General features: G+C 40.1%; 13 protein-coding genes. 3 read left to right on the top strand and 10 right to left on the bottom strand.

What is annotated here, in order from left to right; all coding sequences use genetic code 11:
- Positions 1-295: 295 nt before the first annotated feature.
- The 8 genes from EL17_RS03065 to EL17_RS03030 form a co-directional block, all read right to left on the bottom strand.
- The gene (locus EL17_RS03065; protein WP_035070186.1) at positions 296-1,264 is read right to left on the bottom strand and encodes a transketolase family protein; all 969 of its coding nucleotides are present in this window, start codon (positions 1,262-1,264) and stop codon (positions 296-298) included.
- 47 nt (positions 1,265-1,311) lie between these two features.
- On the bottom strand, positions 1,312-2,163 hold the full coding sequence (locus tag EL17_RS03060; RefSeq protein WP_035069972.1) for a transketolase: 852 nt from the start codon (positions 2,161-2,163) through the stop codon (positions 1,312-1,314).
- 15 nt (positions 2,164-2,178) lie between these two features.
- Positions 2,179-2,628: a thioredoxin-dependent thiol peroxidase gene (gene bcp, locus EL17_RS03055; RefSeq protein ID WP_035069970.1), complete on the bottom strand. Its 450-nt coding sequence runs from the start codon at positions 2,626-2,628 to the stop codon at positions 2,179-2,181.
- A gap of 17 nt (positions 2,629-2,645) precedes the next feature.
- Complete coding sequence (locus tag EL17_RS03050) at positions 2,646-4,517, bottom strand: M23 family metallopeptidase (RefSeq protein ID WP_035069968.1); 1,872 nt, start codon at positions 4,515-4,517, stop codon at positions 2,646-2,648.
- Entirely contained in the window at positions 4,504-5,115 is a 612-nt protein-coding gene (locus tag EL17_RS03045) for a fumarylacetoacetate hydrolase family protein (protein ID WP_035069967.1), read from the bottom strand. Before EL17_RS03045 ends, EL17_RS03050 begins: the two co-directional genes overlap by 14 nt.
- A 116-nt stretch (positions 5,116-5,231) precedes the next feature.
- The gene (locus tag EL17_RS03040; protein ID WP_164674931.1) at positions 5,232-5,528 is read right to left on the bottom strand and encodes a hypothetical protein; all 297 of its coding nucleotides are present in this window, start codon (positions 5,526-5,528) and stop codon (positions 5,232-5,234) included.
- Positions 5,529-5,847: 319 nt separating this feature from the next.
- Positions 5,848-7,329, bottom strand: a complete 1,482-nt coding sequence (locus EL17_RS03035) for an L-lactate permease (RefSeq protein ID WP_035069962.1) — start codon at positions 7,327-7,329, stop codon at positions 5,848-5,850.
- Positions 7,330-7,356: 27 nt separating this feature from the next.
- Positions 7,357-7,728: a DUF2200 domain-containing protein gene (locus EL17_RS03030; RefSeq protein ID WP_035069960.1), complete on the bottom strand. Its 372-nt coding sequence runs from the start codon at positions 7,726-7,728 to the stop codon at positions 7,357-7,359.
- Between the two features lie 385 nt (positions 7,729-8,113).
- Between EL17_RS03030 and EL17_RS03025 the strand changes: the two genes are divergently transcribed.
- The 3 genes from EL17_RS03025 to EL17_RS03015 all read left to right on the top strand — a co-directional run bounded on the left by EL17_RS03025 (position 8,114) and on the right by EL17_RS03015 (position 12,113).
- Positions 8,114-10,462 carry a TonB-dependent receptor gene (locus EL17_RS03025; RefSeq protein ID WP_035069959.1) on the top strand — a complete coding sequence of 783 codons (2,349 nt, stop codon included), beginning with the start codon at positions 8,114-8,116 and terminating at the stop codon, positions 10,460-10,462.
- A 4-nt stretch (positions 10,463-10,466) separates the two neighbouring features.
- Positions 10,467-11,378, top strand: coding sequence for a DUF4249 domain-containing protein (locus tag EL17_RS03020; RefSeq protein WP_164674930.1), 912 nt, complete (start codon positions 10,467-10,469; stop codon positions 11,376-11,378).
- A gap of 270 nt (positions 11,379-11,648) precedes the next feature.
- Positions 11,649-12,113: a hypothetical protein gene (locus EL17_RS03015; RefSeq protein WP_035069955.1), complete on the top strand. Its 465-nt coding sequence runs from the start codon at positions 11,649-11,651 to the stop codon at positions 12,111-12,113.
- Positions 12,114-12,160: 47 nt separating this feature from the next.
- Here the strand turns inward: EL17_RS03015 and hemN are convergent, their stop codons facing one another.
- Both hemN and EL17_RS03005 read right to left on the bottom strand, forming a co-directional pair.
- Positions 12,161-13,525, bottom strand: a complete 1,365-nt coding sequence (hemN, locus tag EL17_RS03010; protein ID WP_035069953.1) for an oxygen-independent coproporphyrinogen III oxidase — start codon at positions 13,523-13,525, stop codon at positions 12,161-12,163.
- 17 nt (positions 13,526-13,542) lie between these two features.
- Positions 13,543-14,250, bottom strand: a complete 708-nt coding sequence (locus EL17_RS03005; RefSeq protein ID WP_035069950.1) for a sulfite exporter TauE/SafE family protein — start codon at positions 14,248-14,250, stop codon at positions 13,543-13,545.
- Positions 14,251-14,254 lie beyond the last annotated feature (4 nt).

Here is a 14,254-nt window from a genome sequence, read left to right as displayed (position 1 = left end):
TAAAGCTTCTGATATCCTTGTTTTTAAACTAAAGTGGTCTTACATCCTGAAATGCTTACATGTTTTAGGAGAGAAAGTTTTATAGCGTTATGCATGCAATATGGGATTGGACCAGGAGGGCCTACACCCTGAAATACGCATTAAGCCCTGATGATTAGCTGGCGGATCCTATGCGAAATTCCATCTTGGCTTCGAAAATTTAATAAAATAGAAAAGGCTTCTATATAGAAGCCTCTTTTTTATAATAGAGCTGATAAGCTATGATGCTCCTTTTTAGGACATCGGATTTCATTTATTATTTTCTTTCCATTACCTTTTTTACAGCCTTTACAATATTTGCTGCATTTAGGCCATACTTCTCCATAAGGGCAGTAGGAGTACCGGACTCACCAAAAGAATCATCTACTCCTACATATTCCATTGGCGCAGGATTATTCCTGGCAAGGGTCTGAGCGATGCTGTCGCCCAAGCCACCATTATACTGGTGCTCTTCAGCAGATACACAGCAGCCAGTTTTTGCTACTGAATCTAGGATAGCATCTACATCCAGCGGTTTGATGGTGTGTATATTGATCACTTCTACACTTATGCCTTCTTCTGCCAAAATAGCTTCAGCTACTACTGCTTCCCATACCAGGTGGCCTGTAGCAAATATCGTAACATCAGAGCCATCGATCATTTTCCACGCTTTACCGATTTCAAATTTTTGATCACTTGGTGTGAATATAGGCCAGGATGGTCTTCCAAAGCGTAGGTACACAGGTCCTTCGTATTCTGCTATGGCCATGGTCGCAGCTTTGGTCTGGTTATAGTCACAAGGGTTGATGACCGTCATATGAGGTAACATCTTCATCATCCCGACATCCTCCAGGATCTGGTGGGTAGCACCATCTTCCCCTAGTGTAAGGCCAGCATGGGAAGCACAGATTTTAACATTTTTACCTGAATAGGCTATAGATTGTCTGATCTGATCATATACTCTTCCTGTGGAGAAATTGGCAAAAGTACCGGTGAAAGGAATTTTGTCGCCTATAGTCATACCGGCTGCTATTCCCATCATATTGGCTTCAGAAATACCTACCTGAAAAAACCTATCAGGAAATTCCTTCTGAAATGCGCCCATTTTTAATGAACCAATGAGATCGGCACAGAGACCTACCACGTTAGGGTTTTTTCTTCCTGCTTCTAAAAAGCCGTCACCAAAACCTGATCGGGTATCTTTTTTCTCTGTATATGTAAATTTAGTGTTTAATTTTTTTTCCATTTGTGTATGCATTTAGCCTTCTGGTTTCAGAAGTGGTGGTAAATAGCTTAATAATCTCCCAGTGTTTCTTCTAACTGTCCGAGCGCATTTTCAAGTTGCTCATCGTTTGGTGCTACACCATGCCACTTGTGCGTAGCCGTCATGAAGTCTACCCCAAAACCCATTTCTGTATGTAACAGGTTCATGACTGGTTTTCCATTGCCAAGGAGAGATTTAGCTTTTTCTAAAGTAGCAATTACTTCTTCTAGATCATTGCCATTTTTAGTCTCTACCACTTCCCAACCGAATGCTTTATATTTATCTATAAGGCTTCCAAGATCCATGATTTCGGCTGTAGGTCCGTCAATCTGCTGACGGTTTACATCGATGGTGGCGATAAGATTGTCCACTTTATGGTGAGGGGCATACAATGCCGCTTCCCAGACTTGGCCTTCCTGCTGTTCTCCATCTCCCATCAGTACATAGACGGTGCGGTCGTCATTGTTAAGTTTTTTGGCCTGCGCAGCACCTATAGCCACTGACATACCTTGCCCCAGAGAGCCTGAAGCTATTCTAATGCCTGGCAAATGCTCTTCAGTCGCAGGGTGGCCCTGTAGTCTACTGTCTATTTTTCTGAATGTAGCGAGCTCTTCGGTATTGAAGTAGCCACTTCTGGCCAGTACACTATACCATACGGCAGATATGTGACCATTGGAGAGGAAAAATAGATCTTCGCCTTCGCCTTTCATCTTAAAATCAGGATTGTGCTCCATCTGATTGAAATAAAGCGCGACAAAAAATTCAGTACAGCCAAGGGATGCTCCCGGATGACCTGAATTTACCGCATGAACCATGCGTAAAACATCTCTTCTTACTTGAGAACAGGTTTTTTTTAGTTGATCAATAGATTGTTTTTCCATTTTATTGGAATCGGTTTAATTTAGGATTTGATTAGTATGTTCTTTTGTTTTGACTTTTTCTATGATGTCAGCTATGTTGCCTTGCTCATCGATAACGAATGTGGTACGGGCTGTTCCCATATAGGTGCGGCCGTACATAGATTTTTCTACCCATGTCCCATAGCTTTCGTGCACTTTTTTATCTTCATCAGCTATAAGGGAAAAAGGTAGTCCCTGCTTTTCAATAAATTTCTGATGGGACTTTTCTGAATCTGTACTTATCCCAAAAATTTCATATCCCAATTCTTGGAATCTGTCGTAATTGTCCCTTAGATTACATGCTTGTGCCGTGCACCCAGGGGTTTGATCCTTAGGATAAAAATACAATACTACTTTTTTGCCTCGGTAATCTGATAGCTTTATGGTATTGCCATTTTGATCTTTGGCTTCAAAATCAGGTGCTGGTTTTCCTATTTCTATAGACATTTCAGTATGGGTTTAATTTAAATTCTTGATTTGTACTCACCTATATTACCGGCCTTGTCTTTTACTCTCAGTATTATTTCACCTTTAAAGGGCTTATCCCCCAATCTGTCAGACCAAATGACATAATCCTTATGCTCATACCTCATCCAAACCCATTCTCCGTCAACAAAGGCCTCAAAGCTGTCAATACCGGAAAGATTATCAGTAATCGAAAATCTAAGTTCCGAGGCGGTGACCCTCACTGGAACTATCCTCGGAGGGGTATTGTCCTCCGCTATTACAAAAGTACCAAAATTTCTGGTTTTGAAGTAGATATGGTCTCCTGTCCACTCTCCTCCCTGAAAACTCTTCCAGCCATTGTCATATCTGAGGTAGACATGCGCTTTACTGCGGTCACCTTGGTAATGGCTTCCGTCCATCTTCACTTCCATGGCATTCCATAGGTGTTCAGTAGGAGAGTTAATGGTCAGTGCTTTATCACCTCCAGCTATTGTATTTTTTAGCCGGAGGTAAAGATCATCAAAATGTGTGTTACGTGCAAACGTAACCGTAGTATTTCCATCATTAAAACAATGTTCTTCCTGAAATGGTATTTTAACTTTCACATCAGGGATGATCACTTCATTACATAGGTTGATCGAGTCAGGTATACCATGTTCCATATCCCAAAGGTAAGTGCGCTTATTAGTCCCTTCATATGATGGAGGTATTTCAAGGACATAGCCATTTACGTGAACCTGTGCTAGATTCCCTGTTACAGGTTTATCACCATTGATGACCATGACATTTCGCTGGTAAGATATTTTCTGATTTCCCCCGGTGTTGTTAACCCTGTTCAAGTTAGGATTAAGCGCTTCACCGTTAAAGACCAGTTCCAGTCGGGATTGATTTTGATAGGTGTCCTGGAGTTTGACGACTATGTTTTTTTTCTCACCTGGTGACGCTATTATGCCTCCGCTCAGCGGGGCAGAGGGCTGGTAAAAGTCAAAAAGGTTGTTATGAGATTTGTATAATTTTGTGTACCGGTTGCCATAGGTATGCACAAGCAGATATCTCCCTATGTCAAAATCTATGACATCTACATTACTTTCAAAAATCTGCTCATCACCATCATAAATCTGATAGATCGGAAAGCCATTCGGATTATGCATCTCATCCAGCTTATCATACGCTAAGACTTCAATGCCTACCTTGCCTGAAATATTTACTTCGCCGTTAATATAAAAACGGTTACCATCAAAATTTACAGCATATTCGGTCCGCTGATAATTGCCGTTGACTCTGCTATCTATCTCAAGTGGGGTAATGGCTATCCTTTGGACTGTAGGAGGTGTTCTGTCTACTATTTCTTTAAATCCAAACTTGAGCGGGTCTATAGCCCTGTCCATAGAATCCCTTATTTCAAAGTGGAGGTGAGGCCCACCTGAGCTTCCTGTATTGCCGCCATTGGCTATGATATCTCCTTTTTTTACAGGTAGTTCATCTGGTTCTGGATATACTTCAATCTCATTTTTCTGCTGTTTATATGCCTCTTTTTTTATAAAAGACCCTATTTCATTGTTAAAATTTCTCAAATGCGCATAGACAGTATACTGACCATTGGGGTGCTTTAGATAGATGATATTGCCATATCCATGGGTGCTGATTTTCATCCGGTGCACATATCCGTCAGCAGCGGCATAGATCGGCAAACCTTCTCTGCCTTCTGTTTTGATGTCCAGTCCGCTATGGAAATGGTTTGGACGGATTTCACTCATATTGCCGGCCAAAAAATTCTGATGACCGGGTTTTACGGGAAAAAGGTAATAACCTTTTTCTATATTGGAAAAAGCACCCAATAATAGGATGCCCAGTATGGATAGGGAAGGTAGAAATCTATTTAATTTCAAAGTCCAGTAATTTTTTATTTTCAATATAAGCTTCGAGCTTATCTCCGATATTTATCTTATCCACGCCTGCGGGTGTTCCGGTAAAAACCAGATCTCCCTTCTTTAACGTAAAAAACTGGGATACGTATTCTATAATCACCCCAAAATCAAATAGCATCATCGAGGTGTTGCCCTTCTGGCGGAGCTGGCCGTTTACATCGAGGTGAAAATTAATGTCCTTAAAATCTTTAAACTCGGATACAGGCAGGAATGAACCTATGGGAGCGGAACCATTAAAAGCCTTGGCTATTTCCCAGGGCAGGCCCTTTTCTTTACACTGCTGCTGCAGGTCTCTGGCGGTAAAGTCTATACCTATCCCTATTTCTTCAAAGTACCGGTGGGCAAATTCTTTTTTGATATATTTTCCTTCTTTTGAGATTTTGAGCACTAGCTCTACTTCATGGTGGATGTTTTCTGAAAAGGGGGGGTGATAAAAAGGCATGTTGTTTTTCAGGAGGGCAGTGTCTGGTTTTAGGAAGACCACAGGTACAGCTGATTTTTCATTTTTGAGCTCTTCGATGTGCTCGGTATAATTTCTACCTATAGCAATAATTTTCATGAAAAAGGGATTTGAGAATAAGTGGATAGCTTTACAAATAAACTTAATTTAGTTTGCTTTTAAAAGTAGTGTGGGAATTTTCGTCAGGTGGGGTTTAGCATTCGAGTAGATCCAGGTCATTGATCTTTAATGGACACCAGGCGTATCTTTTGAACCGTATATCCAAATACCGGAATATCATTCGGCGCGGGTACATATACATCATAAGTGTCCCCGGTAAGTTCATAGCGGACGAATATAGGTCTGTTTTGAATATTAGGATCCTGATAGAACTGGGGAAGATTTTCAGGCCAGTAACGTTGTTCGTCTATCAGAATTAAATATTGGTAGCTGCCTCTTGTAGCCGCTTCGATATATATGATACCGGACTTATATACGGAATGATCCGCTGGCTCGCAGGAAACAAAGGTCATTAGTATAATGTGTAAAAGAAATTTGTATTGGTTCATAAAACATAAAACGTAGATAGGCTTTTAAAGATGTAGGAATTTGTAGAATGGATCAGGGATTTTGACTCAGCTATCTCGATGTATATGTCTAACATATTTAAAAATAAAACGGTATATGCAATTAACTTTTGTGAATTTTCAAATGGTAACTTTCATTATTATTATTATTATTATTATTATTATTGATGCTTATAGTTACTATTATTTCAGCATGCTATTATAGCTTACTCCAGCTATATAAATCAGTATCATTTGTCATAGCTATTTGAATATTCAACTAAAGTCAGATCATCATATAATAAAACATTACCCCCGCCATCCCCACCAGTATCAGGTAGACCATCACAGGCCTAAACAATATTTTCAACAAATCTTTTTCCTTTCCGTGCATCAGTATAGCTGCCTGTACCACGGCGATGTTTTGTAATGCTACCGAATTCCCTATCGAAGCTCCTAACAACTGGAGGCTTAACATTAAGTTATTATCTATCCCTATCAGGCTGGAAACATAATTTAATTCCTGCCCGAAGATCAGATTGGATACTGTGGCACTACCTGCTGCGAAGCTGCCCAATGCTCCAAAGAATGGGGTTAGAAAAACGGCCAGTTCAAGTGGTATATGGGGCAGAAAAGGGGAAAGAAAGGACTGATGGCTAAGAACCAGATTTTGGGCTATGCCTGCCAAGAAAAGAATAGCAAAAGCAGGTCTAGGAGCTGCTTTCATAGCTGTATGTATAGAAGGGGCAATACTTTTCCAACTGAATTGCTTACTAAAGAAGATCAAAAGGGCCAGCGGCATCATAAAAAAAGCCATCCCAGGTTGGAAAATGTAAAGTTTTTTACTCAATCCATCCCAAAGAGGAATGTTAATATGTAGCATCTGAAACACCATACGTCCTATGATCAGCAGCATACTGAGTCCAATATAAGGCGTAAATGAATAGAGTAAGCCTTTTAGATTGATGTTTAAACTTTCCCCCTTGTCTTTTGGAAGGAGAAATTTATACTTAATGGATATGACGACTATAAATAAACCTATCATTCCCCCTATAAGTGAGGGGAATTCAGGCCCCATATAGGAGATCACCCAGGAAGGGAAAGTAAATGATACACCTGTCCAAAGGGCAAATGGGATATATCTAGAAACATTCTTTGCTTCTCCCTTAAGAAGGTGTTTCTGAAGGATGAACACTAATAGAAGTGGGACCACAAATCCGGTACACAGATTTAATAATGATGCAGTAGTGGCTATATGAGGTATGTCTATACCGGCAAATCCTATTTTAATAGCCGTACCGACTGCTCCAAAAGCCACTCCGGTGGTATTGGCCAGAAGTGGTATGGCAACCGCCAACAAAAGTGGAAATCCGAGTGCAGCTAATAGTGGGGCTACTATGAGTGCCGGTGTACCAAATCCGGCACTACCTTCAATGAAACTCCCAAAGAGCCACGCAAGGAGAAATACCTGAAGGATTTTATTAGTGGTAACAGTCTTAAGTTCAGTGTTGATCTGATCAATAATGCCGTTTTCTTTTAGGAAATTGAGAAAAAAGATAGCTCCTATGATGATAAAGCTGATTTCCAGTGCCACAAATAAGCCCATGGCTATACCTTTAAAAAGTTCGGATGCCGGATCTCCCTGATACATGAATAAGCCAAAACTGACCAGGTAACTGACCATTGCGGCCAACCATAGAGGTTTTCTGAGCCCAACCGTAAAAATGATCAATATTCCAAAGGGTATGAGGAAGTGGAGTAAAGCCATATGATGAATTCAGTTTTTTCGGTACAATTAAGTGTTTCCATTTCTCATTATCTTATCCAGCTGTCGTCCTTTGGCCAGTTCATCTACAATCTTGTCCAAATATCTTACTTTTTTAGTAATGGGATTTTGTATTTCTTGTATTTTATATCCGCAAATTGAACCTGTGATAAGGTGAGCATGCTCGTTTAATTGAGCTTCTTCAAAAAATTGTTGAAAGGTTACGCATTTTGCAACCTGATCTTGCACTTTTTTCTCATCATACCCTGTCAGCCAAGTGATAATTTGATGTAATTCATCTTTTGTTCTTCCTTTTCGTTCAATTTTGGAGACATAATGAGGATATACTGAAGCAAATGTCATATTTGCCATTCTAATATCGTGTTCGGGGGTTATTGTCATAAAAGAATATTTTAATGGTTTTTATAATTATGTAATGTATTAGTGATTACCTGGATCATATGAGTATGTTGTTTAATATAGATCTGATAGATAACGAGTAAATTAAATGAGTTCTGAGATTTTCCAATATGCTCTACTTATTACCGTAAAAATATATGTTAAAGATAATAAATTTAATCAGGAGTGAAAAAGTAGTGATTTATGAACTGTGCAAAATATAGGATTATTCAGAGGCATTAAATCGCGTTAGATCTTCATATTAGGCTCTATTAATAAATTTTAACTTGGTAATAGGCTTATTTTTTAAAACATTTTTTTGTAAAACCAAATGGTTAGGTTATGTTTGAGTGTTATTTCTTTGCTTTTTATTTATCTACATATCTATATGATAAGAATCATTTTTACTTTAATTTTTGTATTGGCTTTTACTGTTTCATATGCTCAGAAGGTGACATTAAGTGGCACCGTAAAAGATAGAGAAAACGGAGAAACCCTTATTGGAGTCAATATTTTTGACAGAATTCAGCAAAAAGTTTCCATAACTAATAACTACGGTTTTTATAGTTATACTAGGCCGCAAGGAGAAGTGGAAATGGTATTTTCGTATGTAGGCTATGAACCTTTCGTTTTCAAAACTTATCTGGAAAAGGATACCACAATAGTGGTACAACTCATTCCATCTCATCTGTTGAAAGAAGTGGTCGTAGAAGGGGACCGGCAGGAATTACTGCAGGAAAATACACAAATGGGCAGTATCAATGTGCCTTTAAGACAGATCAAAGACATGCCAGCCCTGATGGGCGAGGTGGATGTGTTGAAAGTATTACAGCTTCTTCCAGGAGTGCAGTCAGGTACCGAAGGGGCGAGTGGTCTTTATGTAAGGGGCGGAGGTCCGGATCAGAATCTCATACTTTTAGATGGCGTACCTGTATATAATGCTACACACTTATTTGGCTTTTTCTCTGTGTTTAATGCTGATGCCTTAAATAATGTGGAATTGATTAAGGGTGGTTTTCCAGCACGATATGGGGGCAGACTTTCATCGGTTATAGATATTACCATGAAAGAGGGTAATATGAAAGAATTCCACGGTGAAGGTTCTATAGGACTCATTGCCTCCAAACTTACATTGGAAGGGCCTATCGTTAAAGATAAAACTTCATTTTTGCTTTCTGGTAGAAGGACTTATTTGGATCTACTGGCGAGGCCATTTATAAAAAACCAATCTGATGGTCAGGATGATGTAGGGTATTATTTCTATGATCTCAATGCTAAAGTTAACCATATTTTTGATGACAATAACAGGTTGTACCTTAGCTTTTATGGAGGAGATGATAAAGCCTATTCCCGTTCCCAGTATACGGGGAACTTTAATGGAATTGAAACCAAAAGCAGGGAAGAATTTGGGCTGGGATGGGGCAATGTTATAACTGGAGCACGCTGGAATCATATATTTAACAATAAACTATTTGCGAATTTTGCAGCAACCTATACCAATTATCATTTCAGGTTATTTAGTGAGGATGAATCTACATCTATCTATAATGGTGACCGCGTGGATGACTTTTTTAAAGCAGATTACCGCTCAGGCATCAGGGATTATGCTTTAAAGGCAGACTTTGATTACATTCCCAGCAGTGCACATTATATTAGATTTGGGGCCAACCATATCAATCACCGTTTTACGCCAGGTGTACTTACGGCCACTGAAAGATCGGATATTTTTGATATGTTTGGTGGTGAGGAAAGCTATAGCCAGGAGTATTCTGCATATGCGGAAGATGATATTCAGGTGGGGGATAAGCTGAAGCTGAACCTGGGCTTGCATTATTCAGGTTTTCTGGTGGATGGCGAGCATTATAAGAGCTTACAACCGAGAGTTGCAGGTAGGTATTTGATCGACGAAACCAGCTCAGTAAAGGGCTCTTTTGCCACTATGGCTCAATTTATCCACTTACTCACCAATGCCGGGCTGGGACTGCCTACAGATCTTTGGGTGCCTTCTACTGGAAGGATTGGACCTCAGCAGTCTTGGCAGGCTAGTTTGGGGTATTACAAATCTCTCAAGGGAGGTTTTGAATGGAGTGTGGAAGGCTATTATAAAGCCATGGATGGGCTAATAGAATATAAAGACGGTGCCTCCTACCTGAATATGGTCGAAAACTGGGAAGATAAAGTGGAAGTAGGCCGAGGCAGGAGTTATGGTTTGGAAATGTTTGTTCAGAAAAAAATAGGGAAAACCACAGGTTGGCTTGGCTACACACTTTCCAGAACAGAAAGACAATTTGAAAATATTAATTTTAACGAATGGTTTCCCTTCAGATATGACCGGACCCATGACGTTAGTTTTACTTTATCCCATCATCTTTCTGATAAGATCCATCTATCAGGCACCTGGGTATATGGGTCTGGCAACGCCATTTCTATACCTACGGAAATATATCAGGGCGAAACTGCACTGGATTTTGGGTATGAAGGGCAGCAGGTGGACTACTATGAGTCAAGAAATAATTTCAGGATGAGGGCTTACCACCGACTGGACCTCGGCGTCAGCTTTATCAAGCAAAAAAGGTGGGGAGAAAGAACCTGGAACATTTCAGTGTACAATGCTTATAACAGAATGAACCCATTCTATTTAGACTTTGCCCGTAACCAGGACACTGGTCAAAAATCGCTGGTTCAGTATACCCTATTTCCGGTTTTGCCTTCTTTTTCTTATGGATTCAAATTTTAAAATCATGCAGAAAAGTACATCCATTCTAATGTTATTATTCCTTATAGGAATTAGTGCCTGTGAGACTTTTCTAGTTATGGAACTGCCTCCTCATGAGCCTAAGTTTGTCATTAATACCAGTCTGGAAGTGGGTAAGCCGATACGTGTATTTGTTTCCAAAAGTAGGAGTGTTTTGCAGGACAATCATTTCGAAAGGGTCAGCGATGCATCTGTTGAAATAATGGTGGACGGACAAATATCCTACCCCCTTTATAGTGAGGAAGTACTGAACAATGGAACTAAAATGCTGGCTTATACTACTACCGAAGTGGAAATAGAGGTGGGCAGGACCTATGAAATAATTGTATCAGGGGAAGGTATGCAGACTGCTAGGGGAAAAACTACTGTACCTACACCTGTAGAGATAAAGTCTGTGGACCTTCGGTCTGCACCTAGAAATAACCGATATGGTTATGTGGATTTCTCCGTAATTTTTGATGATAGTCAGGGGTCAGATTTTTATGAAATTACCGTCTTACAAAGGGGGACTTTGGAGACCATAGATGGCATAGATCCTGAGCGGTTCATCATAAATCAACTTGTCAATCTAGAACCAAGAAATTCAATTTACGAAAATGATTTTAGGTATAGAACGGGGTTACTTTTTGATGATGGACTGTTTGATGGGAGAGAAGCAAAGATGGAATTTGGGGGAGTGTTGTATGCTGATATAGATTTAGAAATTACCGTTTTCCTGAAAGTAGTGACCTCAGATTATTTTAATTATGAAAATTCATTGAATTTGCAGGAGACTAACCGCGGAGATCCTATAGCCCAACCCGTCCAGGTGATCAATAATATACAAGGTGGATTTGGCATCATTAAAGCAGCTGTTACTTCCTCATACACGTTACCGTTCAATAATAGTATCGAATAGGACCTCAATTATATATGGGTTGAAATCTAACAGTATCAATAAGACATTTGATTTTGTATAGAGTGGTTATTAATTAAAAATATAGATAGAAGCACTTCTGTATTTATCGGGCGCAAATGAATAAAAAGCAAGTTTCTAACCCAATTTACTAAAACCAGTTTTGTCTTTTGAAGAAACAAATCAAAATTATAAGAAATTAATAAATTCAAACTGAGGTGTGATTATCCAAATACAAGATTCCATTTAATCAATATAAATTATTACAAATAGATGAAAATTTACCTACTCTGCATTTTCCTTACTCTTACTGGTCTATGTTATGGTCAGGCAGCCATGACATTTGATGAGGCTTTGGCTAAAGGAATTAATATAGAAAAATTGGACAAGGAATATAAAAGCGGAATTCACTCTGACACTTCTTTGGCTGTTTTTAAAAATGTTAATGAATACATATCTGCCTATCAAAGTATGTTACAGGAATTAGGGAAGCATCTGCAGGAAAAAGGATTCAAATGGTCAAAGCCCACTAAGTGCTTTAATCGGATCTATTTTGCAGAAAATGGTGAGGTGGATTATTTTCTTTTTAATTTTTACCAAGATGAAATCTCTATAGAACAAGAGGAAATTTTCAAAAATCTATTAAATGATTTTATACAAGAATACCGCTTTCCAATACGGGAGGATGAAAAATTTGCTCAATGCAGTCCTGTCAACTATAAACCAGTCAATAAGTGAAATAAAAGCGGTTCAGTTTCCTGCACCGCCCATACCTGAGTTTATAGCTATATCGTACTGCTAAACAGCTGCGTCTGGGGCTTGTTTCTCCATAGTCTCGCATCCAGCGCCATGCAGATGTTTCTTATAAATGGCTTGCCGGCCTCATGGACCTGAATAGAATCCTGATCCAGTTGGATCAGTTGGTCTTGTGCAAGTTCCTTTAACCTTTCCTTTGCTTCTAAGAGCTTAAATTTGAGTAGCGCTTCAGCAGATATATTTGTTCTAAATCTGCACATCAGATCCAAAATATGTTTACGCAGGATTAGGTCTTCTTCCGTAAGAAGATGTCCCCGGAAGATAGGGAACTGGCCTTTCTCTACTGCTGACCGGTAATCTTCTACTTTTTTCAGGTTTTGGCCGAAGGCTGTCCATGTATCATTGATAGAAGAACAGCCCAATCCTACCATAAGGCGGGTCGCATTGGTGCTATAGCCCATAAAATTTCTATGAAGTTCCAGATTTTGCGCCGCTGTATAAAGTTTGTCGGATTTCAGCGCAAAATGATCCATGCCTATCTCTACATATCCGGCTTCTTCAAACAGCTGTTTGCCCACTTCATATAGTGCCCGCTTTTCTTCATCTTTTGGCAGGTCTGCTTCTGTATAGGCACGTTGTCCGGGACTGTTCCAAGGCACATGCGCATAGCTGTAGAAAGCTATCCTGTCTGGCTTAAGGAAGTTGGATTTTTGGATTGTATTTATGACACTGCTCATCGTTTGTTTAGGCAGTCCATAGATGAGGTCATAATTTACAGATTCATAGCCGATCTCTCTCGCCCATTGTGTGACCTGCTCCACATTCTTATAAGGCTGGATGCGGTTGATCACCCGCTGCACTTCTTCATCGAAATCCTGGATGCCAAAGCTTACCCGTCTAAATCCCAGATCATATAGGGTTTGTAAGTGCTCTCTGGAAGTATTGTTAGGATGCCCTTCGAAACTAAGTTCCGCATCTTCTGCAAGTCTACTGCCATAGAATATTCCTTCCATCATTCTTTTCAGATTCGATGGAGAGAAGAAAGTAGGAGTACCCCCGCCTAGATGAATTTCCTGAATGAGGGGGGCTTTGCCGAAGAGTTCCTGATATAGCCTCCATTCCTGCAGCAGGGTGGTGATATAGGGATCTTCCACATGGTGGTTTATGGTTATCCGTTTATTGCATCCACAGTAAGTGCATAACTTTTCACAATAGGGGAGGTGGAGGTAGAGGCTTATCCCTTCTCCTTTGGCATCAGAGATTTTAAAAGCACTGCTTACATGGTCCATCCACTGTTCTTGGGTAGGGGCTATATCTTCCCAGTACGGAACAGTCGGATAGCTGGTGTATCTCGGTCCCGGTACATTATATTTTCTAAGTAAATTATTATCCATTACTAGGTGGTTTAAAATTATTTGATGCCACACATCGTCATACCTTTTTCTACAAAAGCCAATACAGGGCTCATGTAGGGTATGCCGAGTTCGAGGCCACGGATGATTAATAATAAGCCCATCATTACACTCACTACTGGCATGGCTTTTCTGATAGCATTTCGAAAATTCATACTGATCATATTCCCGGCAAAGATGATAAACAACATGGCGGGTAGTGTACCTGCACCAAAGGCAGCCATATAAATAGCTCCTTCCCAAGGCGTATTGTTCAGCACCGCTGCAGCTGCTGCCAGATACACCAGACCACATGGCAGGAGACCGTTTAGTAACCCGATGGTGTACATGGAAAGGTATCCGTGAGTACGAAATTGCAAATGCATTTTTTGTTTCACCCAGTTTACCCCATGACTAACCTTTCCAGCTGGGTTGATCCAACGGCTAATAGCCGGGGAAAGGAATACTGCCAAGATCACTAAGATGCCCAGCCCTAATGATACCGCCTTCTGAATTCCGGATAAGGCAAACCCCAATCCCAAGAGGCCGAATAATAATCCTATAATGCTGTAGGTAGTAATCCTTCCAAAATTATAGGTCAGTCGATTGGCCACAAATACCCAGCTGCTTTTTGATTTAACAGGAAGCGCCAGGGCTATAGGACCGCACATCCCTATGCAGTGAAAGCTTCCTACAAAGCCCAAGGTAAAAGCTGTCCAAAGTTCCATGGGA

Origin of the sequence: Anditalea andensis (assembly GCF_000714815.1) — a bacterium.
GTDB classification, from domain to species: Bacteria; Bacteroidota; Bacteroidia; order Cytophagales; family Cyclobacteriaceae; genus Anditalea; species Anditalea andensis.
This window is presented reverse-complemented; position numbering and strand designations above follow the sequence as displayed.

Bases quoted from the DNA above. Each gene is read 5' to 3' on its own strand.
- EL17_RS03065 (WP_035070186.1), bottom strand. From the start codon at position 1,264: ATGGAAAAAAAATTAAACACTAAATTTACATATACAGAGAAAAAAGAT.
- EL17_RS03060 (WP_035069972.1), bottom strand. From the start codon at position 2,163: ATGGAAAAACAATCTATTGATCAACTAAAAAAAACCTGTTCTCAAGTA.
- bcp (WP_035069970.1), bottom strand. From the start codon at position 2,628: ATGTCTATAGAAATAGGAAAACCAGCACCTGATTTTGAAGCCAAAGAT.
- EL17_RS03045 (WP_035069967.1), bottom strand. From the start codon at position 5,115: ATGAAAATTATTGCTATAGGTAGAAATTATACCGAGCACATCGAAGAG.
- EL17_RS03040 (WP_164674931.1), bottom strand. From the start codon at position 5,528: ATGACCTTTGTTTCCTGCGAGCCAGCGGATCATTCCGTATATAAGTCC.
- EL17_RS03035 (WP_035069962.1), bottom strand. From the start codon at position 7,329: ATGGCTTTACTCCACTTCCTCATACCCTTTGGAATATTGATCATTTTT.
- EL17_RS03030 (WP_035069960.1), bottom strand. From the start codon at position 7,728: ATGACAATAACCCCCGAACACGATATTAGAATGGCAAATATGACATTT.
- EL17_RS03025 (WP_035069959.1), top strand. From the start codon at position 8,114: ATGATAAGAATCATTTTTACTTTAATTTTTGTATTGGCTTTTACTGTT.
- EL17_RS03020 (WP_164674930.1), top strand. From the start codon at position 10,467: ATGCAGAAAAGTACATCCATTCTAATGTTATTATTCCTTATAGGAATT.
- EL17_RS03015 (WP_035069955.1), top strand. From the start codon at position 11,649: ATGAAAATTTACCTACTCTGCATTTTCCTTACTCTTACTGGTCTATGT.
- hemN (WP_035069953.1), bottom strand. From the start codon at position 13,525: ATGGATAATAATTTACTTAGAAAATATAATGTACCGGGACCGAGATAC.
- EL17_RS03005 (WP_035069950.1), bottom strand. From the start codon at position 14,250: ATGGAACTTTGGACAGCTTTTACCTTGGGCTTTGTAGGAAGCTTTCAC.